At 41.5% G+C, this 21,551-nt stretch carries 22 protein-coding genes; 8 read left to right on the forward strand and 14 right to left on the reverse strand.

The window, feature by feature from the left end; translation table 11 throughout:
* Positions 1-71 precede the first annotated feature (71 nt).
* The 5 genes from guaA to C6Y02_RS12915 form a co-directional block, all read right to left on the reverse strand.
* Positions 72-1,613: a glutamine-hydrolyzing GMP synthase gene (gene guaA, locus C6Y02_RS12895; protein ID WP_060595666.1), complete on the reverse strand. Its 1,542-nt coding sequence runs from the start codon at positions 1,611-1,613 to the stop codon at positions 72-74.
* A gap of 186 nt (positions 1,614-1,799) precedes the next feature.
* Positions 1,800-4,001: a DUF4129 domain-containing transglutaminase family protein gene (locus tag C6Y02_RS12900; protein ID WP_106031419.1), complete on the reverse strand. Its 2,202-nt coding sequence runs from the start codon at positions 3,999-4,001 to the stop codon at positions 1,800-1,802.
* Between the two features lie 9 nt (positions 4,002-4,010).
* Positions 4,011-5,201: a DUF58 domain-containing protein gene (locus tag C6Y02_RS12905; RefSeq protein ID WP_106031420.1), complete on the reverse strand. Its 1,191-nt coding sequence runs from the start codon at positions 5,199-5,201 to the stop codon at positions 4,011-4,013.
* A complete protein-coding gene (locus C6Y02_RS12910; protein ID WP_106031421.1) occupies positions 5,198-6,160 on the reverse strand; it encodes an AAA family ATPase in 963 nt (320 codons plus the stop codon). Before C6Y02_RS12910 ends, C6Y02_RS12905 begins: the two co-directional genes overlap by 4 nt.
* A gap of 103 nt (positions 6,161-6,263) precedes the next feature.
* A complete protein-coding gene (locus C6Y02_RS12915; protein WP_060595662.1) occupies positions 6,264-7,163 on the reverse strand; it encodes a cation diffusion facilitator family transporter in 900 nt (299 codons plus the stop codon).
* Between the two features lie 481 nt (positions 7,164-7,644).
* Between C6Y02_RS12915 and gabP the strand changes: the two genes are divergently transcribed.
* From gabP to C6Y02_RS12930, 3 genes are all read left to right on the forward strand, one after another.
* The gene (gene gabP / locus C6Y02_RS12920) at positions 7,645-9,033 is read left to right on the forward strand and encodes a GABA permease (RefSeq protein WP_034664831.1); all 1,389 of its coding nucleotides are present in this window, start codon (positions 7,645-7,647) and stop codon (positions 9,031-9,033) included.
* A 98-nt stretch (positions 9,034-9,131) separates the two neighbouring features.
* The gene (locus C6Y02_RS12925) at positions 9,132-10,661 is read left to right on the forward strand and encodes a multicopper oxidase family protein (RefSeq protein WP_106031422.1); all 1,530 of its coding nucleotides are present in this window, start codon (positions 9,132-9,134) and stop codon (positions 10,659-10,661) included.
* A 265-nt stretch (positions 10,662-10,926) separates the two neighbouring features.
* The gene (locus C6Y02_RS12930) at positions 10,927-11,301 is read left to right on the forward strand and encodes a carboxymuconolactone decarboxylase family protein (RefSeq protein ID WP_034664837.1); all 375 of its coding nucleotides are present in this window, start codon (positions 10,927-10,929) and stop codon (positions 11,299-11,301) included.
* An 18-nt stretch (positions 11,302-11,319) separates the two neighbouring features.
* Here the strand turns inward: C6Y02_RS12930 and C6Y02_RS12935 are convergent, their stop codons facing one another.
* The 3 genes from C6Y02_RS12935 to C6Y02_RS12945 all read right to left on the reverse strand — a co-directional run bounded on the left by C6Y02_RS12935 (position 11,320) and on the right by C6Y02_RS12945 (position 13,007).
* Positions 11,320-11,544: a hypothetical protein gene (locus tag C6Y02_RS12935; protein ID WP_034664841.1), complete on the reverse strand. Its 225-nt coding sequence runs from the start codon at positions 11,542-11,544 to the stop codon at positions 11,320-11,322.
* Positions 11,516-12,565: a WD40 repeat domain-containing protein gene (locus tag C6Y02_RS12940; protein ID WP_106031423.1), complete on the reverse strand. Its 1,050-nt coding sequence runs from the start codon at positions 12,563-12,565 to the stop codon at positions 11,516-11,518. Before C6Y02_RS12940 ends, C6Y02_RS12935 begins: the two co-directional genes overlap by 29 nt.
* A gap of 73 nt (positions 12,566-12,638) precedes the next feature.
* The gene (locus C6Y02_RS12945) at positions 12,639-13,007 is read right to left on the reverse strand and encodes an RlpA-like double-psi beta-barrel domain-containing protein (RefSeq protein ID WP_003213878.1); all 369 of its coding nucleotides are present in this window, start codon (positions 13,005-13,007) and stop codon (positions 12,639-12,641) included.
* A gap of 209 nt (positions 13,008-13,216) precedes the next feature.
* On the opposite strand from C6Y02_RS12945, the gene C6Y02_RS12950 reads away from it, so the two are divergent.
* Positions 13,217-13,891: a hypothetical protein gene (locus tag C6Y02_RS12950; RefSeq protein ID WP_034664848.1), complete on the forward strand. Its 675-nt coding sequence runs from the start codon at positions 13,217-13,219 to the stop codon at positions 13,889-13,891.
* A 124-nt stretch (positions 13,892-14,015) separates the two neighbouring features.
* A complete protein-coding gene (locus tag C6Y02_RS12955) occupies positions 14,016-14,483 on the forward strand; it encodes a hypothetical protein (RefSeq protein ID WP_106031424.1) in 468 nt (155 codons plus the stop codon).
* Positions 14,484-14,545: 62 nt separating this feature from the next.
* On the opposite strand, the gene C6Y02_RS12960 is transcribed toward C6Y02_RS12955, so the two are convergent.
* From C6Y02_RS12960 to C6Y02_RS12975, 4 genes are all read right to left on the reverse strand, one after another.
* On the reverse strand, positions 14,546-14,962 hold the full coding sequence (locus tag C6Y02_RS12960; protein WP_066031252.1) for a hypothetical protein: 417 nt from the start codon (positions 14,960-14,962) through the stop codon (positions 14,546-14,548).
* Between the two features lie 182 nt (positions 14,963-15,144).
* Positions 15,145-15,744, reverse strand: a complete 600-nt coding sequence (locus C6Y02_RS12965; RefSeq protein WP_106031425.1) for an FMN-binding negative transcriptional regulator — start codon at positions 15,742-15,744, stop codon at positions 15,145-15,147.
* A 20-nt stretch (positions 15,745-15,764) separates the two neighbouring features.
* Positions 15,765-16,283, reverse strand: coding sequence for a spermidine/spermine N(1)-acetyltransferase (gene paiA / locus C6Y02_RS12970; RefSeq protein ID WP_106031426.1), 519 nt, complete (start codon positions 16,281-16,283; stop codon positions 15,765-15,767).
* A gap of 22 nt (positions 16,284-16,305) precedes the next feature.
* The gene (locus C6Y02_RS12975) at positions 16,306-16,758 is read right to left on the reverse strand and encodes a MarR family winged helix-turn-helix transcriptional regulator (protein WP_034664870.1); all 453 of its coding nucleotides are present in this window, start codon (positions 16,756-16,758) and stop codon (positions 16,306-16,308) included.
* Between the two features lie 573 nt (positions 16,759-17,331).
* Here C6Y02_RS12975 and C6Y02_RS12980 point away from each other — a divergent pair.
* Entirely contained in the window at positions 17,332-17,844 is a 513-nt protein-coding gene (locus C6Y02_RS12980) for a DUF3231 family protein (RefSeq protein WP_106031427.1), read from the forward strand.
* A 563-nt stretch (positions 17,845-18,407) separates the two neighbouring features.
* Here C6Y02_RS12980 and groL read toward each other — a convergent pair.
* Together groL and groES are read right to left on the reverse strand one after the other, a co-directional pair.
* Positions 18,408-20,042 (reverse strand): chaperonin GroEL, encoded by a 1,635-nt coding sequence (gene groL / locus C6Y02_RS12985; protein WP_034320371.1) that lies wholly within the window; start codon positions 20,040-20,042, stop codon positions 18,408-18,410.
* 56 nt (positions 20,043-20,098) lie between these two features.
* Positions 20,099-20,383, reverse strand: coding sequence for a co-chaperone GroES (gene groES, locus C6Y02_RS12990; protein WP_003214120.1), 285 nt, complete (start codon positions 20,381-20,383; stop codon positions 20,099-20,101).
* A gap of 230 nt (positions 20,384-20,613) precedes the next feature.
* On the opposite strand from groES, the gene C6Y02_RS12995 reads away from it, so the two are divergent.
* Both C6Y02_RS12995 and C6Y02_RS13000 read left to right on the forward strand, forming a co-directional pair.
* Positions 20,614-21,348, forward strand: a complete 735-nt coding sequence (locus tag C6Y02_RS12995; RefSeq protein ID WP_106031428.1) for a CPBP family intramembrane glutamic endopeptidase — start codon at positions 20,614-20,616, stop codon at positions 21,346-21,348.
* Complete coding sequence (locus tag C6Y02_RS13000; RefSeq protein ID WP_034664886.1) at positions 21,345-21,539, forward strand: YdiK family protein; 195 nt, start codon at positions 21,345-21,347, stop codon at positions 21,537-21,539. The genes C6Y02_RS12995 and C6Y02_RS13000 overlap by 4 nt, the downstream gene beginning before the upstream one ends.
* Positions 21,540-21,551: the final 12 nt, after the last annotated feature.

The raw sequence follows: 21,551 nt of genomic DNA on the forward strand, positions 1-21,551 counted from the left end.
GAAAAAGTGCAGTTAAAAATAAAAAAGAGCTAAAAACCCTTGATACACAAAGGTTTCTAGCTCTATTATAACTATTCCCACTCAATCGTAGCAGGCGGCTTACTCGTAATATCATACACCACACGGTTAATATGCTTCACTTCATTCACGATACGAGTTGAGATCTTTTCAAGCACGTCCCAAGGGATTCTTGCCCAATCACTCGTCATACCATCAATAGATGTAACAGCACGGATGCCGATTGTGTAGTCATATGTTCTTGCGTCACCCATGACACCTACGCTGCGGATGTCTGGGAGAACCGTGAAGTATTGCCAGATATCGCGCTCAAGACCGAAGTTGGCAATTTCTTCGCGTAGAATCGCATCCGATTCACGGACGATTTCTAGTTTTTCTTCAGAAATTTCACCTAGTACACGGATACCTAGTCCTGGACCTGGGAATGGCTGTCTCCAGACGATGTCGTCAGGAATGCCTAGCTCTGAACCTAGGGCACGGACTTCATCCTTGAATAGCGTATTCAAAGGCTCAATCAATTCGAACTGCATGTCTTCTGGAAGACCGCCTACGTTGTGGTGAGATTTGATTGTTTGTGCCGTTGCTGTTCCGCTCTCAATGATATCTGTGTAAAGCGTTCCTTGTGCTAAGTAGTCGATTCCTTTTAGCTTGTCCGATTCATCATCGAATACATAGATGAATTCGTTACCGATGATTTTACGTTTTTGCTCAGGATCAGATACACCTTTTAGCTTATTTAAGAAACGATCTTTCGCATCTACTTTAATCACGTTCATGTTGAAACCTTCGCTAAATGTCTTCATAACCCCTTCTGCTTCGCCTTTGCGAAGAAGACCGTGGTCAACGAAAATACATGTCAGCTGATCGCCGATGGCTTTGTGGATCAATACCGCCACAACAGATGAATCCACACCGCCGCTTAATGCGCACAATACTTGTTTGTCGCCTACTGTTTCACGGATTTTCTGCATTTCGATTTCAATGAAGTTCTCCATTGACCATTTGCCATCGCAGTCACACACGCCAAAGACAAAGTTTTTCAATAGGTCATTTCCGTACTCAGAGTGACGAACCTCTGGGTGGAACTGAACACCATAGAAATTCTTCTCAGCTAAGCTCATCGCTGAGTTTGGACAATGTGCACTTGTTGCATCAACTGTAAAGCCTTCTGGTACTTCAACAACGAGGTCACCATGGCTCATCCAAACGACTTGATCAGTCGGAAGATCTTTGAATAAAGCAGGCGTTCCATTAATGTGGATATCTGCTTTTCCATATTCACGCTGGCTTGCCGCTTCTACTTTCCCGCCTAAATAGTGAGTCATGAGCTGCATGCCGTAGCAAATGCCTAGAACCGGAATGTCTAGATCAAAAATCTTTTCATCACAGCGGAAAGATCCTTCATCATAAACACTGTTTGGTCCGCCAGAAAGAATAATTCCTTTAGGCGCCATTTCTTTAATTTCTTCAGCAGTTAAAGTGTGCGGATGAAGCTCACTGTACACACCAAATTCACGAATACGGCGTGTGATCAACTGATTGTACTGACTGCCGAAATCTAGAACCAAAATCATTTCATTTACTAAATTTGTCATGGTGTCACCTCTATGTCCAATATAGTTTTTTATAAACGCACAGAAAAAATGAGAGGAGAAAACCTGCTCTCAGTGTGAATCACGCTTTTGAAGCGCCCAGACTCACATCCGAACGCTTCAATTTCATGTATTTTAGAAGGTTTTAATATTCACCTATTCTAACAACAGGAAGGTACGGGGTCAAGACTATCTCCTGTTTATTAAATTTTCCCATAACTTTGCCGATTGCCGCCAAAGCACCGACGCATCCTCTCGTCGATAGAGTGCCCGCTCATAGAACTGCGTCAGCTCTGACATGCGATGATCTCCATGCTTGTCATCGATCAATGAAGCGAATTCTCTTAGCGTCATGCCAGGTTTTTTCTCAATTCCCCTGCGCTTCAGCTGCTTTAATAGAGCAGCATACGCATAGAAGAATGCTTCCTCCTCTGGCAGACGTTTCACCTTTCTCACAATAAAGAATGGCAGCCATCTTGCTCTGAATCGATAAAGTAGCCAGCTCATCAACCCTAGAAGGACCATAGATCCTGCCGCAAATCCCAAGATCGAACCAACATGCACCATACTTGGCTTTGCTTGTGCTGTTTGTTTCTTTGGTTCTGCCGGCTGCTCTGTCTCCTGCTGCTGCGGCTGTTCTGCCGGCTGATCTTCGCGTGCATCAGAGCTAGGCTGATCTTCTTTCTTTTGATCATCCGTTTGATCGCTTGAAACGGCTTCATTCGTAAATGTCTCTGGGTTCGTAAATCCTTTTGTCGGTTCGAAGGTGACCCAGCCTCTGTTTGGAAAATAAACCTCTACCCATGAATGCGCATTGTTATTGGTCACTTCATACACATTGTTTCCATCCATCTGTGTTTCATATAACTGACCTGACGTATACCCTTTCACCCATCTCGCCGGAATCCCGATCGAACGAAGCATCACAATCATAGAGGATGAAAAGTTATCACAGTAGCCGACCATCGTATCAAATAAAAATTGGTCTACATAATCTTCATTACGACCAGGCACAGCGACATTTTGCGTTTCATATGAAAACTTCGCAGATCCTAAATAATCCTCGATCGCTTTGGCTTTATCATACATATTATCCTTCGTTTCCGTTAAGCTGTTTGCCAGCGTCTTCACACGCTCTGGCAATGAGGAAGGAAGCTGCAAGTATTCACGGCCAACCTCCTGATTTACCTGCTTCTTTGTTGGCACTTTAATCCTCTGCAAATCCTCAAGGATAAATGTAGGAGATAAGAAGGTGACTTGGTAGTTCCCTAAATTTTTCGGCGGATTTTGACTGGATGGGACAATTTTTTCCGTTTTCCCCATCATTTGCAGCGGAATATTTTCCATTGGCATCAGTGTGATCGTCCCAATTGGATAGACGGCATGATTAAATCGATAGTCAGATTCCATATCGACTCTCGTTTCGTGCACCTCTGTTTTTACACGCTCGGTAAACCAACGATTTGGCACATCATCGTCCTTTAGCCGAGTAGGCTTTGTATCATTTGAGGCATCCTCCCAGCCCTTTCCTGTGTAGATGCTTTTTGTTTCGACACGAAAGTAAGACGGCTCCTTTCCGCTCCATTTAAAGACCGGTGTGCGGTCCTCACTAAACGGTCCGCCAAGCGCCGAATCATCTGCACTATATCCCACCTTATTCTGCCCGGCTGCGTTATCTTGATTCGTCACCGCCTTAAAAAACGGGACAGGATCAGGCCATTTCGGATCAGACTTTGGCAAAGAAGCGCCGAGTGCCGCTGATAGAAGAACGAGCGCCAACATGGGCAAAAACCATTTTAGACGCGCCTTCTGTGACACCCGGATGCCTTCAGCCGAACGCAGTCGATCGAAATACAGCAACCCAAGCAAACAAAAACCAAACACCATAATGCGAACGATCGCAAAGGCAGCATCATATGGCGTAAACGTATCCAGAATCGTGACATACACAATCGTCATGAGTAAAAAGAAAAAGATACGCTGCTGATAGACCACCCAATAATGAAGCAAGTAGACAAGCAGCCACAGCAAAATATAAAACAATAATGTGCGGAAGGAGGGGTACATGTCACTCCACATGCCTGTGCTCATGAAGGTGATATTATCTTTGATATCAGCAAATAATGCAGCCGGATAGCTTGGCTCTGCTTGATAAAAGATCAAATATAAGGCGAGCAAGATCATGCCAGTACAAATAGGAAACGTCACATACCACTTCAAACGAAAGAATGTAAACAAACACGTAAGCCCTATAAAAATGATGAAATAAGACGTATGACTCGTCTCTGTAAAATCTTGAAGCGGACGAAGCCACTCCCAAAGCAGCAGAAATGCTACAGCATAATAGATGAACAACTCAAAACGGCTTTGCCGCTGATGCGTATGCAGCATAAATGTTTGTCACCTCACAGTTCTTTCGTGCAGCCGGTCTTCAAATAAAAGGGTCGTGCGTATTCCAGATGCCTTGAGCCGGTCTACAAGCTGTTTTTCTTTTGTCGTGAATCGATCTAAAGCTCTCTTCACTAAAAGAACAGTGATGTTCTTTCTGTTTCGATTTCCAAGCAGGCTCGCAGCAAGCTCTTCTTGCAGCTGACCCGTGACGACATATTTTCCAGAGTGCTGGTACTCACTCGCTGCTAACGCCTTATATTCTTGTGCGCGAGAAGGTTGATGCTGCACCCTTGTTAAATAATAGAGCATGTCCTGTAAATGAAGTTCTCCTTGATCCACTCGAAAGGCATGCTGATCTCCTAGAGGTACAAAACCTGAAGGCACCCCTTTTTTCACTGCCGTTTGGAGAACAGAAGCTGTAATAGACACGACGGTCTCAAAAACCGCTTCATCTGTAAAATCAGCAAACACGACAAGATCCTTTGTTTGATTCTGTTCAAATTCCTTCGTCATCAGCTGATCCCTTCTAGCCGTCGTCTTCCAGTCCACCCAAGCAAAACGGTCTCCTTGCTGGTATTCCCGCACGCCTGTTGTCACATGGGTCGGTTCATTGAACCACGAGTGAACCGCTTTGCCTCCATTTTCATTCGCTGACTCAGCTGACTCCACCTGAAGATCCAGCATTTTCGGATAGACAAGCAGCTTTTTTTCTAACAGAATGATCACTTCTTTCTCCACAAAACCAAACATATCACCCGTTTTGATTCGAACCGCTGCCAAATGATGTTCCCCGCGCATGACATCGTTCAATTGATAGGAAAAACGCCACGTTTTTCGAAACCAAGGAAACAGCATTTGCTTCATTTCAATTTGTTCCTGTAAATGAAAGGTGTCCGGCGGATCATCCTCAATCAAGACGTAAACGTATGGAAATGGATTTGTCCGCTTGATTTCAAGGTCAACGGACAGCACGTCTCCCGCCTTCAAGCGGGTTTGCTGTAATGTCCTTTTGGCTGTCGCTCGCAGCGGAATGAGCGCAAACAGCAAAGCATACAAAGTATATGGTAAAAATGCATAAAAAAGGAACCAACTCACAAACCCCCCCTGAAACATGGCATAACAAAAGACTGCCGCAGTGAGGATGATGAGCATCATTACCCGTAACCATAATGAAACAGCGAAACGATGACGTGACTTCATTGAGTCATCGACTTTTGAACTGGCACGCCAATTTGCTCAAGCATTTGTCGCAGCAGTGTCTCCGCCTTCTTCCCTTCATACGTCGCTTCTGATGTCAAAATCATTCGATGCGGCAATGTATATGGCGCCAAATACTGTACATCATCAGGAATCACATAATCTCGCTGATTCAACAGTGCATACGCCTGAGCCGCTTTCATGAGGGCGATCGATCCCCTTGGACTCACACCTAAATAAACAGATGGATGTTGACGCGTCGTTTGAGCGATTTCCACAATATATTCTTTAATGGATGCATCCACATGAATGGTCTGAACAGCTTGCTGCAACGCATGGATATGATCCTTTGTCATCACTGCTTGGAGCGTATTAATCGGGGACTGCTTTTCCTGCAAATTGAGCACCTCCAGCTCCTCCAGCATGGTCGGATACCCCATTTGCAGCTTGAATAAAAACCGGTCCATTTGCGCTTCTGGGAGCGGATAGGTCCCTTCATATTCCACTGGATTCTGCGTCGCCATGACGAAAAAAGGATCCGCAAGCGGCATGGTTTCTCCGTCCACTGTGACACTGCCTTCCTCCATCGCTTCGAGCAATGCCGACTGTGTTTTAGGAGAGGTCCGGTTGATCTCATCAGCCAAAATAATCTCCCCCATAATCGGTCCTTGCCTAAATTCAAATTCATTTGTCTTTTTATTATAAATCGACACACCTGTTACATCTGAAGGCAAAAGGTCAGGAGTGAACTGGATTCGCTTAAACTCACAGCCAATCGATTTTGCCAAAGCACGAACCATCATCGTCTTTCCAACACCAGGCACATCCTCGAGTAGCACATGCCCCTTCGCCAAAATCGCAACAAGGCTTAATATCGCAATATCTTTTTTCCCAACCATGACTTTATTGATGTTATCTACGATTTTTTGTAAATCTGAATGCATTGGTTCATCAAATGCCATCCTGATCCTCCTATCACGTTTCCGTTAAATTTCATATAGTCTAACTTTACCATACAACGCGCATTTGCATAAAACATCAGCATGTAGAAAAAAAGAAGCCTTCTCACGATGGAAAAGACTTCTTCTCTTCTTTTGTCTCACCTGCTGGCTCCATATGAACATGAGAGTGTAAAATATCATGTTCCTTCTTCATTCTACGTTCGATCTCATCTGCAATATCATGGCTTTCTGCAATGTTCAAGTGCGGCTCGACCTCCACTACTACATCCACATGGACCGTACTTCCGAGATACCGTGCCTTAATATCTTTCAAATCGCCCACTCCAGGTGTTGCTTCAATGGTCTCTTTATATTTGGACATATCTTTTATATGAAAACCGTCCGTTAACGAATGAGAAGCATCTCTGAAAATCTCCCACGCCGTTTTACAAATAATGAGGCCAATGACAAACGCTGCAAGCGTATCAATCCATGCCAGCTGAAATTGAGAGGCGATAATCCCTACAAATGTTCCAATACTCACATACGCATCTGATTTATTATCAGCTGCTGCTGCATGAAGAGCCTGGCTATTGATCCGTTTGGACAGATTGCGGTTGTAAATATACACGCCGTACATCACCACAGCACTTCCTGCTGCCGTCCAAGCTGCGATCATATCGGGCGTTTGATGCTCAGATGAGAAGAGCGACCGGCCCGCACTCAGCAGAACCTGAAGTCCAACAAGCATCATAATAAAGGACGCCACAAGAGACGCAATATTCTCTGCTCGAAAATGACCGTATGGATGATCTTCATCAGGCGGCTTTTGAGAAATACGCAGCCCAATCAACACAGCAAGGGATGCAATAATATCCGTCGTATTATTCAATCCATCTGCCGAAAGAGCCTCTGAATGAAACACATACCCAATTAGAAGTTTCACCGCTGATAAGATCACATAGGCAATGATGCTGACCCAAGCACCTGTTTCACCTTGTCTTAATTCGTTATAGCGCTCCATGTCGAACCGCGCCTCCTCACACATCACTTTTCTATTATTTATCTTACAAAGCAAAGCCCGTGTGGGTCTACAGCAACATGATTCGCTTGTGTCAGCAAAATAGGATACATAGAAATGTGTTGACCTAAGTAAACTTATTTTTATAAGGTCAATTGACCTCAAGACCTACTCCCATCAACCTTTTTCCAATTCACTCTGTGATGAACATCTGGCAATATCACTCTTTCTAGAAAATTGTCAGAATAATTTTATTTTGAGAGACAACTTCTCCCCATCCTATCTTATGCTATTTTTAAGAATGAACAGAGGAAAAAGAGGGAACATAATCTCTCAAATCCTTTATACTTTTTAACATCATGTTAAGAGGTTTGAAATGTCAGTTTGATAACCTGTCCAATGCTGAATGATAATTCAGTATGATAAAATTTAAAATATTCTAAAAACAATTTCTCTATGAAGAGAAATGTTTGGAGGTAAAGACATGTCCAACATGACAAACGGTCTTCAAAAAAATCTGAAAACAAGACATATTTCAATGATCTCCATTGCTGGGGTTATTGGCGCAGGGCTATTTGTTGGTAGCGGCGCTGTCATTCATTCTGCAGGGCCTGGAGCCATTCTTTCCTATTCTTTTGCCGGACTTCTGGTGATCTTTATTATGAGAATGCTTGGAGAAATGGCATGCGCCTATCCGACAAGCGGTTCCTTCTCACAATATGCGAGTGATGCCATCGGTCCTTGGGCCGGGTTTACAATTGGCTGGCTTTACTGGTTCTTCTGGGTCATCGTCATCGCCATCGAAGCCATTGCCGGTGCTGCCATTATTCAGTATTGGTATGGAGATGCACCTGTTTGGCTCACAAGTCTTATCCTCACTATCCTCTTAACATTAACGAATATCTTTTCTGTTAAATCTTTTGGCGAATTTGAATACTGGTTCTCATTAATAAAAGTCGTCAGCATTATTCTCTTTCTACTCATCGGTTTTGCATTTATCTTTGGTTTTGGCGGTCATCATACTGCAGGACTTGCAAATTTAACGGGGAACGGTGGTTTCCTTCCAAATGGATTCAGCTCTGTTTTACTCGGAATTGTCGTCGTCATCTTTTCCTTCATGGGAACCGAGATTGTGGCAATAGCAGCCGGAGAATCAGCAGACCCAGTCAAGTCTGTGACAACAGCTACCCGCTCAGTTGTATGGCGTATCATCGTGTTCTATGTCGGATCCATCGCTGTCGTTGTGACCTTGCTTCCATGGAATTCAGCGAGTATTTTAACAAGCCCGTTCGTTGCGGTATTAGAATACATCGGCGTCCCATCAGCAGCTCAAGTCATGAACGTCATTGTTTTAACAGCCGTTCTATCTTGCTTAAACTCCGGTTTGTACACAACGTCCAGAATGCTTTATTCATTAGCGGAAAGAGGCGAAGCACCGAAACGCTTTATGAAAATCAGCAAACGTGGTGTTCCTGTAGCGGCTACAGTCGCAGGCACCTTCTTTTCCTACATTGCCGTCATGATGAACTACTTTTATCCTGAAACCATCTTTTTGTTCTTAGTCAATGCATCCGGCGCCATTGCCCTTCTTGTCTACTTGGTCATTGCTGTTTCACAATTAAGAATGCGCCGTAAAATCGAAAAAGAAAATCCAGAGCAGCTCAAAATCAAAATGTGGCTGTTCCCATATCTCACGTACTTTACCATTTTGGTCATTTGCGCCATCTTGGCATCGATGCTGTTTATCGAATCAATGAGACCACAGCTCATTTTGACAAGTATCATTACCTTCGGTGTGCTTGCCGCTTATTTCGTCTTTAAACCGAATAAAAAAGTGCCTGCAAATGCAGCGCTTGAAAATAAACACCCGTAATGCTCCCGCTGAAAAGCGGGTTTTTTTATTTTATTCACCTATTTTCATGTCCGCACTTATACTGTATCAAATTGGATTATAAGTGAGGATTAGACGACATGAACCTAGAAAAATTTGTTGACGAGCTTCCAATTCCAGAAGTCGCGAAGCCCGTCAAAAAGAACCCAAGACAAACGTATTATGAAATTGCTATGGAGGAGGTATTCCTAAAAGTTCATAGAGACCTGCCCCCAACCAAGCTATGGACCTATAATGGCAGCTTGCCTGGTCCAACCATTCAAGCGAATCGAAATGAAAAGGTCAAAGTGAAATGGATGAACAAATTGCCACTTAAGCATTTTCTGCCGGTCGATCACACCATTCACGAAGGCCATCATGACGAACCAGAAGTCAAAACCGTCGTTCATTTACATGGCGGCGTCACACCAGCAAGCAGTGACGGCTATCCAGAGGCTTGGTTTTCACGAGACTTTGAAGCAACCGGCCCCTTCTTTGAACGAGAGGTATACGTATACCCAAATCATCAGCAAGCCTGCACATTGTGGTATCACGATCATGCGATGGCATTGACACGATTAAATGTGTACGCCGGCTTAGCTGGGTTTTATTTGATCTCTGATGCGTTTGAAAAGTCCTTAGAGCTGCCGAAAGATGACTATGACATTCCTTTGATGATCATGGACCGTACGTTTCAGGAGGATGGCTCACTGTTTTATCCTAGCAGACCAAACGACACGCCAGAAGACAGTGACCTACCAGACCCATCCATCGTGCCCTTTTTTTGTGGAGAAACGATTTTAGTCAATGGAAAAGTATGGCCTTATTTAGAAGTAGAGCCGCGAAAATACCGCTTTCGTATCTTAAATGCGTCCAATACTAGAACTTACGAGCTGCATCTAGATAACGACGCCACAATCTTGCAAATTGGTTCCGATGGGGGCTTTTTGCCAAGACCTGTTCGCCATCAATCCTTTAGCATCGCACCTGCTGAACGTTTCGATGTCATCATCGACTTTTCAGCTTACGAAAACAAAACGATCACTCTCAAAAATACAGCCGGCTGCGGACAGGATGTGAATCCTGAAACAGATGCGAACATTATGCAATTCAAAGTCACACGTCCGCTAAAAGGGAGAGTACCTAAAACATTACGTCCGATTTTCAAACCGCTGCCAACGCTTCGGCCAAGTCAAGCTGATAGAGAGCGTACACTCACACTTAGCGGAACGCAGGATAAATACGGCCGCCCTATCCTATTGTTGGATAATCAATTTTGGAATGACCCTGTCACCGAAAATCCTCGTCTTGGCAGTCTAGAGGTTTGGTCCATCGTCAATCCAACCAGGGGCACACACCCTATTCATTTGCACCTTGTTCAATTTAGGGTTTTAGACAGAAGACCATTTGATACAGAAGTCTATCAATCGACAGGAGAAATCGTGTATACAGGACCAAACGAAGCGCCTCCTTTACATGAACAAGGCTACAAGGACACCATTCAGGCGCATGCTGGTGAAGTCATTCGGATCGTTGCTCGATTTGTTCCATACAGCGGCCGATATGTGTGGCATTGTCATATTTTAGAGCATGAAGATTATGACATGATGAGGCCGATGGATATCATTTAATAAAAATGAAACCACTCTTCCCGTAAATGCGTAGAAACTTGTATAAAACTTCTGATACACCAAAGGGCTAACGGACATCCATTCATTAGCCCTTTCAAAATGGAATAATAAATCGCATGAATGGTTTCTTTGAGCATTCAACACTTAAAATGTTGACGCAGCAAACCGATAATACTACTATATACCCATTGCATCTATCAAAAGGCACATAAGCCACAATGAACGAACAAATGGAAAATTGCGATAAAAAACGGAGGAGTTCAATTTGAATGAAGAAAAAGAGACTTGCCAGGTCACACAAGAAACAGCGGCAGGTAACATAGAAAAGCTTTCAATTCAGGAAAACGAGAGCATTTGGTCAAATATTGAACAGCTAACAATTGAACTCGGTGAACAAAAAGAATTCAACCACTTCATTTTAGATGAAAAACAAAAGGCCATCAGTACATTATCTGCCCTCATTACAAAAGGCGATTGTGATGAAGAATTAAAGACTCATTTTGAACAAGCATTACATATCGGACTTTCTGTCATAGAGATCATGGAGATTATTAAGCACTGTACAAAAGTTGCTGGATTCCCTCACTCCATTAATGCCCTGTTTATCTTTCAAAATTTATTAGACAATAACACCAAATAAATCAGTGAAAACGAGAAGTCATCTGTCCTCTCGTTTTTTATGTACACTCATATTACTCTCTTTCTTTTCCTCTGTCACATAAGCAAAATACGAAAATACCACACGTTTCCTGCTTAAAAATTGCTTTCCCTTCCATGAATTCCTCAATTTCACCATCATTTCAAGCGGCAAAATAAAAAAACGTCCAGTTATATCAAATAACTGAACGTACCCTTTATCGATTGACAGTGAAATTGTTAACAATTCCGCCATCCTTCTCCCAAGCGGCTTCCACTGTTTTCTTCTTGATATTGTATTCAAATATCGTTCTTACCTTTGCTTTTCGTCCGGTGTCATCCTTTAATTCCTTTGCGTTTTTAGCAACACCTAAGAAATAAACAGAAGATCCGTCCGTAGAAAATTGCGGCTGTGCGGCACTTAAAATATGCACATCCTCACTGTTCTTAACGAGTGTCGCCTGTTTTCCTGTTTCTACATCAAGCATTTTAATAGAGGATACTTCTTTTTCGTTTCGCACCTTCACTTCTGTATAAATCAATGTCTTATGATCTGGTGAAAATGAAATATCATTGATCGTTTGCGAGATACGTGTAATACGCTTCCCCTTCGCACCTGTTTGAAGGGTGATCTTCATGGTCGTGGGTTCAGGGTCTCTTCCCTGTTCATTCGCTTCATCGGTTTTCTTGTAATCTTCTTTTAAGGAATAATGCTGGATTGCCAGAAGGTTTGACATCGGATCATAAGCAAAAGAACTCACCGTATCATCCTTGCTTTTTTCTGGATACAATACCTTCACTTTGTGTGTGTTTACATCAAACATAGCGACATAAAATTGTTCCCCAGAATCCTTATTATACCTGAGATATAACTGCTTCCCGTCCCCAGACAGCCTCATACTGTCGATGGAATCATCACTCGTAAACAGCGTTTTTTCTTCATCTGTTTTCACATTCAATTCTCGAATACTCACTTTTTGCGTGTCTTCATCCGTATACGTGTAATATAAAAGCTGTTTCGTAGAACCATAAGCAATCGAAGGATATGCTGTCAGTTTCTCCGTATGAAGCGCCCGGTCATGCAGGTAATACGTATTGTTTAACTGTTGATCTGTAAATGAAACGAGTAATTCGTCTTTTGCATCTTGATTTGTTTTCACTTTTCCTGCATGCTTTGCCTCTTGCCCCGGCTTCATCATGAAGAAAATGACTGCCGCAATCACTGCGACTCCGATGACCGTGATGATCCACCATGTTGATTTTTTCATTGCCTTTCAGACCCTCTCTACAAGAAAAGAAGCCAGAAAATGAACTTTTCCCGCTTCTCTGCATGCCTATGTATTAATAAGTGTAATGCCCTTTTACGACACCTTTACTTGTTTTATACCCTAGTGCTTTGAATGCTTTTGGACTGACGTCTAATACAGCGTTTGGCATTCTGCCTACATCATATTTATATACTGTAATCACTTTATGTGGTTTCGCTTTTGTTGTCACTCTAAGTTTTGTACCTTTTTTCGGTACGTCAAATCCCATTTTAGTTGCTGCATCCCAATGACCGAGTTTTTTTCCATCTGCGCCCTTTTTACCGACACCATTATACCAAGTAATATTGCCGCTTACTTTTTTTGCACTTGCTCCATGTGAGAAACTAAACGCCAAAAATAAACTAGCTACTGTTACGATTGTCGCGATAAGCTTTTTATTCATTAAAAAATCCTCCGTATTTGGTTTCTGCACTTATTATACATGAAGATGCCCCCAGTTATTTTACAGTCACATTACAATTCGAATACAAGTTGACCACTTAATGACCGATTTTGTTCACAAAAAATACCAAAATCGGCCAGAACAATGTAAGTAGCCCCTCTCTTTCATTTTATATAATAAAAGTGAATCCAATTTAAGGAGGAATTTTTATGAAAAAGTGGTTCATCGTTTTGAGTGTAAGTTTGGCCTTCGTTTTGATGCTATCAAGTATCCCTGCCTCAGCAGCTGGTCCCCGTCACGGTGCGATTGTGACACAAACGGATGAAGCCAAATGGTCAGGTATCTCTGCTGATATTGTGCTGCCGAAAACAGCCACTATTAAAAATGGCTATGCGGACTGGTACCTCGGTCTCGGCTCTGCCGTTGTAGAGAGCGGTATTTCAAAAACGTCTTCTGGCTATAAGGTCTTTCTTGGCAGCGGCTCACAAGGCGGCAGTCAATACTGGAACAGTGAGTACGATAAGAGCATTACGGATGGTGCACGTGTCAACTTAAAGCTCATCAACAATGGTGATGGCACAGTGTCACTATACGTCAATGGGAAATTGCGCTATAAGCAGCCTGTTTTCAACCCTAGTCGTCTGAAAAACCTCGATGTCGTCAAAATGGTTCACGGCGTCCAAGATAATGGAACAAACAGCTACTCACAAGCAAGTTTCTCGAATGTACAGCTTCGTGCGAATACTTCAGGAAGTGTCTATAAAAAATGGGATGGAACAATCAAATCATCGCTTTTACGTAAAAATTTAGAGTCTGGTGCTGCGGCTCCTAAATTCACCGTCATTTCTTCTGTTCCATTAAGTACAAGCCTTTCAGCACAATAAGAAAAAAGCGCCCTATTTTGGGTGCTTTTTATTGTTCACAGCTTATCAACACTTCTCTTTTAATCAAAACAAGGATTCGTGGTAACATAAGCATACATACTTCGCAGAAAAAAGGAGAACGAACGTGAGAAAAAGTCTACTTGTTTTCATGAGCCTAGTTGCAAGCCTCTTCATACTAGCAGCTTGCTCGAATACGACGAAAGAACAAAAAACAGAATCTAAGGCACTTCCAACGATTAATGACCGCATTCAAAATGAAACGAAAGAAGTCATGGAGCAGTCTAAGCTCGTGAAAGACACAGCCATCACCGTTGATCAAAAGAAAAAAGTCATTTCTTTAAACGTAACCGCTTCACCTGATACCAATAGTGATTACGCTGAAGTCATCGGTTTAAACTTTGCCAAGACGCTGGCCATTGGGGCATCAACTGAAAAAGAAAACAACCTGCACAAACCAGAAAATGACAGCCTTGGCGCCCTCTATTCCTTTTACGACCTAAACATCACCGTAAAACAAGAAAACGGCAAAGTACTGGCAAAAGGAAAGAAAAAAACAAATGAAACAAAGATCACCTGGGAAAGAGCCCAATAATTTATGGTTTTTTACGATGAAAAAAGCTTGTAGAGGACTTCTCTACAAGCCTTTTTTCATGTTTATTCAGTCAAATCGTCTCTCATCGCATCGACTAGTGTGTGAATATCTGAGTGAGTCCTTGATGCTATTCGTACCAACAAATCATCTATACACTCATACAAATGATGTTCCCTCAAAATATACTCCTTATAAAATGGAATGACAAAGAAATAGAGCAAATCAGCCAATTCAAGTGCAACGTTATCGTCATCCTCATCTTCTAACGCCTGTCCAACACTTTCAATCAACCAAATCAAATCTGCTTTCTTTTCAATCGGGACATACATCAGTAAATGAATATCATCCGTATCCTTCGTTTGTAAAATCCGCTCAGCCGCTTCCTTTGACAGCGCCCCAATTTCTGTAGAAGATATATTAACAACCGCTAATTCATCCTCTGATCTCACTTGATTCATTTGCAGCAAGTTTTGGTCCATCTCGACTCACTCCCCATTCTCAGATACCTTTATTATAAGGAATTGATCTGATTTTTTATGGAAATAGTGGATTTTTTTATGTAATTTTAAAGAAAATGTGACATTATAAGCCAAGATATCTCATTTCTCTCAAAACAAAAAAAAGCACTCTTGATCATAAGAGTGCTTTTCTCATACATCCTTTACTCTCTCTTCATCGCCTCAGCCATTTCCAGGTCACCCTCTGCTTCCAACTTTTCAATGATGTGAGCATAATCCCTTTCATGGCGATTTTGGCTTAGTTTAAAAGCAGCCTGAACTTCATCAATGATGATTTTAAAGCCCACAATCCCTTTCATTTGTTTCTCTAACAGTTCATCAGACAATGTATCCCATAAAACAGGCTGTTCTCTGTGGCTTTCGTATGTTTCCAGCATCGTGGTTAATTCTTTTACCAGTTCCCCTTTTTCTAACAGCACAGCCTTTCCATATACATGGACAGCCTGATAATTCCATGTCGGTACGGCTTCTTTTTCATACCATGAAGAGGATATATAGGCATGCGGTCCTTGAAAGATGACGAGCACCTTCTCATTTTCTTCAAACCTTTTCCACTGTGGATTTCCAATCGCCATATGCCCTGTAATCACATACGAATCTTCAACTTGATGAAAACTCACTGGAATATGTGTCGCAATGGGTTTTTCATCCGTTGTGGTCACAACTGTTGCAAATGAATTTGATTGAATAAATGATTTGATTTTCTCCATATCTTTCATTTGAAAAAATGATGGAACATGCATGTTCTCTTCCCCCTTTTAGATCAGCTCAGTGTTTTGGTCATAATGAGATCCATTTGCTCTTCGTCCCCCATAAGGAATGCATGCACTCCTGTTTGAACAAACCCTAGCTTTTGATAAAATGCGATGGCCGCTTTGTTGTGCTCCCACACCCCAAGCCAAACATCACGTTTATGATATTTCTTCGCGATCTCAAAGGCTTGATTGATTAAATATCGGCCTAATCCTTGTTTTTGAAAGGACTGCTTAATATAAATTCTTTCAATCTCTAACGCTTCACTTCCCATCTCTTCTGACTGCGCATCATCCATATTGACCTTCAAATAACCAGCAACTTCGCCATTCACTTGAACAAAATAGAACTGTGAAGATGGATGATGTAATTCTTTTAACAGCTGTTTCGGATGAAAGGCTGTCTTTACGTAAGCATCGATATGTTCCGCTTTGTTTTGATTCTGAAAGGTTTCTATAAATGTGTCGATACCGACTTTTTGCAGCTCTTCTATATGCTGTTCATTACATGGAATAAAAGTGACGGTCATTGAAGTCATCACTCCTTATCATTTAGTAGCGTCTCTTATTTCCTTTTTTCACATAATCCCAATCTTTTTCGATATTTTTTCTCACCCTTAGAAGATACTCATATATCTGTTCTGCTTCCTCTTCAGAAAATCCATCCAGCGCTACTTGATTCGAATAATCATTTTCTCGTTTGATCATTGGATATACCGCTTCCCCTTTATCAGTGGGAAACAGCTTTTTGATTTTTTTATTCACTCGATCATCTTTCTTCTCAATAAAACCATGCAGTTCTAATTTTTTGATAGCACGAGCAGCCGTTGTTCGATCCACCTTGATCATTTCCGCCAGCTTTTCCTGAATGATGCCAGGCTCTTCACAGATACGCACAAGATACAAATACTGCCCCTTCGTTAAATCGTACTCTTTAAATTCAATATTACTTATAGAATCAAGCGCCCGAGCGATGACGCCAATCTCTCGCAAAATCTCTCTCATTTATCACGACTCCTTTTGTTGCATTTACAACATAAAACATAACAACAGTATAGTTTATTTTTGTTGTAAACACAATAAAAAAACACCTTCATTGAGAAAGTGTTTTTTTCATTTTCTTTATTTCACTCGTTTCTTTAATAGTGGTAATCGTTACAGAAAATAACGATCTTTGATCATCGCGAACGAAGGTGGTTAGGCAATGGGAAAAAGAAGAAGAGAGCCTCATAATATGCCACTACATGCCATTCTGAGCGTCTTTGAGCATGTTTTGTGCTTACCGAGTTGAAAGTAACAGAAAAAAGATATTGAAGAGATTTCAAATTATTATCATATATATTCGTTGCTAGAAGATAATTTCCCTTTATGCAGCCGCCTCTTTTTATAACATAATCTCTCCAGTTTTATTAACCATTATTCGTAGAGTCCACATAGATTCAAATTAGAATTTTTACCTTTAACAACCATCATTAAAATGATGAATATAATTGTTTAATTTAGGAACTATAAAAAGGTGACCAATCGTCAAGAAAGGAAGGTCGCTTAATGAATATTTTACAATTAGGGAGGATGACAATGGGAATTTTAAGTGGAAATCCAACGGATGAACCTATGCACTATGGTGAAGTGTTTGGTACATGGTCTTACTTGATGGTAGCTAAAGGTTTAGTTGCTGGTTATCAAACTCACTTAAACCATGCAGGTGACGAAGACTTACAAAAATTACTTGAAGAAGCTATTCAGGGTGGGCAACAAGAAATCAAAGAAATTGAAACTTTATTAAAAGAAAATGGAATTGGCTTACCTCCAACACCTCCTGAACGACCTAAAGCTTGTATAGACGATATTCCAGTAGGGGCACGTTTTCAAGATCCAGAAATAGCCGCTGGTCTTTCGGCGAACATTGCGGCAGGCTTAGTATCGTGTAGCACAATTATGGGGCAATCCATTCGAGAAGACATAGCTATGATGTTTGGACAGTTTCATGTTCAAAAGACAGCACTTGGAGCAAAAGTCCTTAGACTTAACAAAGAAAAAGGATGGTTAATTCCACCACCTCTTCATCATAGCAAAGCAGAAGATTGCTAATCATAAGATGATTAAACATGAAAGAGTAGACCTTTAGGGTTTACTCTTTTCTTGCTAAGCTTTAAACTTTCTACAAATTGAAAACTCTCCTTCACTCTCTCTACAGTCACTATTTTTTGCCATTCCCATCGATTGCCTCTGAGCCAACATCATCAGCACTAGAAGATCAATTCCTTTAATATACCTAAAAATATCTTCCTGAGATTTAAAAGCTCCTATTACTATAGGTTGTGTAGCAACTAACCAGTGGTTTAAAAACTTAGAGAGTAACCTTTCTCTATTATAGTCCTTGCAATTGCAGCATAAAGACGGATTTTCCCCGTTCCAAGGTTCCATTTAATCAACAAGGTTAGTCATACTATGAGGAATATCTAAGCTCATATGACTGTTAATATGGAAGAAAAGGCCTCCCAACAGTTTTGCAAACTGATGAAAGGCCTTCTTCTATAGTTAGCTTATTTGTCACAGGTTGCCTTGTGTTTAATAACACAAGGACAAATACGACGACAAGAAAAGCATATTATTATTTCAGACGTTGATATAACAAGGTTTTGAAACCCTGATTACATCATGCCGCCCATACCACCCATGCCGCCCATGTCTGGCATTCCGCCGCCTGAGCCGCCTTCTTCTGGTTTGTCAGCAACGACTGCTTCAGTTGTTAGAAGCATTGCTGCAACAGAAGCTGCGTTTTGAAGTGCAGAGCGAGTTACTTTTGTTGGGTCAACGATTCCTTTTTCGATCATGTTTACCCATTCGTTTGTTGCTGCGTTGAAGCCTACGCCAATTTCTTCGTTTTTCAAGCGCTCAACGATGACTGATCCTTCAAGACCTGCGTTGTGAGCGATTTGACGGATTGGCTCTTCAAGAGAACGTAGAACGATGTTTACACCTGTTTGAACGTCACCATCTGCTTCGATTGAAGCGACTTTTTTGTATACATTCACAAGTGCTGTACCACCACCGGATACGATACCTTCTTCAACTGCTGCACGAGTTGAGTTCAGTGCATCCTCGATGCGTAGTTTGCGCTCTTTTAGTTCTGTTTCAGTTGCAGCCCCAACTTTGATGACAGCGACGCCGCCAGCTAGTTTTGCAAGACGTTCTTGTAATTTTTCTTTATCGAATTCAGAAGTTGTTTCTTCTACTTGCGCACGGATTTGGTTGACGCGTGCTGCGATTTGAGCAGAATCTCCTGAGCCTTCTACGATGGTTGTGTTTTCTTTTGTCACAACAACTTTAGACGCGCGGCCAAGCTGACCGATTTCAGTTGATTTCAGGTCAAGTCCTAGGTCTTCTGTGATTAACTCTCCGCCAGTTAGAACAGAGATGTCTTCAAGCATTGCTTTACGACGGTCACCGAATCCAGGTGCTTTGACTGCCACTGCGTTGAATGTACCACGAAGTTTGTTCACAACAAGAGTTGCAAGTGCTTCGCCTTCTACATCTTCAGCAATGATCAATAATGGTTTTCCTTGTTGTACAACTTGCTCAAGTACAGGAAGGATTTCTTGAATGTTCGTGATCTTTTTATCAGTGATTAAGATGTAAGGATTTTCAAGAACCGCTTCCATCTTATCAGAATCAGTCACCATGTATGGTGAAGCATATCCGCGGTCAAACTGCATTCCTTCAACCACTTCAAGCTCAGTTGTGAAACCTTTAGATTCTTCGATTGTGATAACGCCGTCGTTACCTACACGCTCCATTGCTTCAGCGATTAGGCTGCCTACTTCTTCATCTGCTGCAGAAATAGACGCAACTTGAGCAATTGATTCTTTGCCTTCGATTGGTTTAGAAATCTCGTGCAAGCCTTCAAGTGCTACTTTCACTGCTTCTTCGATCCCTTTACGAACGCCAACAGGGTTTGCACCAGCTGTTACATTTTTAAGACCTTCACGGATCATTGCTTGAGCTAAAACTGTTGCAGTAGTTGTACCGTCACCAGCTACGTCATTTGTTTTGCTTGCAACTTCAGCCACAAGTTTTGCACCCATGTTTTCAAATGCATCTTCTAATTCGATTTCTTTTGCAATCGTTACACCATCATTTGTGATAAGTGGAGAACCGAATTTTTTCTCAAGAACCACGTTACGTCCTTTAGGTCCTAAAGTTACTTTTACAGCATCTGCAAGTGCATCTACACCACGTAACATCGCGCGACGTGCTTCTTCACTGAACTTAATATCTTTTGCCATAATAACGAAACCTCCTCAGTCTTTTTAGAAATATATCTCAATGTTTTTTTATGTGATTAACCAATAACAGCTAAAATGTCGCTCTCACGAAGGATTAAATATTCTTTGCCTTCATATTTCACTTCAGTGCCTGCATATTTTGAGAAGATAATGCGGTCGCCTGTGTTTACTTCTAACGCAACGCGCTCACCACTTTCAAGTACACGACCTGAACCTGCTGCAACAATTTTACCTTCTTGCGGTTTTTCTTTTGCAGAATCCGGTAACACAATACCGCTAGCGGTTTTTTCCTCAGATTCAACGAGTTCAATGATTACGCGATCGCCTAATGGCTTTAACATAAGAAACAACCTCCTCAATTTTTATATGTAGTCTTTTTTTAGCACTCATCACCAGTGAGTGCTAACACATTTATTATAATAAAGAATGTCTTCTGTAATTTCAAGTAAAAACCTTTAAAAATTTTTACGCTTTCATGATCTTTTTTCAACTCAGATTCTTTCCTTTTCATCGAAAAAGAAGACTTGTGTTACAATAAATCTAGTTCTTTTAGTAAAGGGGTTTTCGTTACTTGAAAAAACAATATTGGTACATCATCTTAACGTATATATTGGTGCAGGTTTCTGCGATTCCTTATGTGTTCATCATGAAATGGTTAGGATTCATTCAGACACCGATGACACAAACAGAGCTCTCTAAATTGTCAGGAACATGGACAATCATCAGCTTCTGTATCGGATTAATCATTATTCTGCTCATTCTTCGGACTGTGCCAAAAGCTTCACTTCGAAATGAAGCACCGGTTTCAGTCGGGGTAGCTATCGCCTGGATCATTGGAGGTTTCTTTCTTTCGCTTCTCACACAATCGATTGCAGGCGTGATTGAACAATATGCATTCGGCATTGGACGTGAGTCAGAAAACACGCAAAATATCTTATCTATTATGGATGCTTTTCCTTTTCTGGTTGTTATTATTGCACTAATTGGACCGATACTTGAGGAGATTATTTTCCGAAAAATCGTTTTTGGTGTAATTTATGAAAGGTCGAATTTTTTTATTGCGGCACTTGTTAGTTCAGTATTTTTCGCTGCTGCACACTCTGATTTTGACCACTTCTTTCTCTATACCGCAATGGGCTTTACATTTGCCTTTTTATATGCGAAAACAAAACGTATCATCGTTCCAATCGGTGCACATATGCTGATGAACTCGCTCGTCATTCTTGTGCAGATTGAGCCAGTAAGAAAAATGATTGAAGAACAATCTCAAACAATGCAAATGATTATTGGAGGCTTTTTCTCATGAGAAACCCTGTCGTATGGGGCGTCATTTATTTTGCCGTAGGTGTTGCTTTCACCTATATGGCCATTCAAAATCCAGGTGACATGTGGTCATTTTACAGCATTTTGCTGATGGTGTTTGCGGCCTATAATATCAATATCGCGTTTAAAATGTTTGCCTTCTCTGTCAAACTCAAAAAACAGCAGCAAAAATAAATCAAAAACCAT

The organism is Bacillus sp. NMCC4, from assembly GCF_002998555.1.
Taxonomy (GTDB): Bacteria; Bacillota; Bacilli; order Bacillales; family Bacillaceae; genus Bacillus.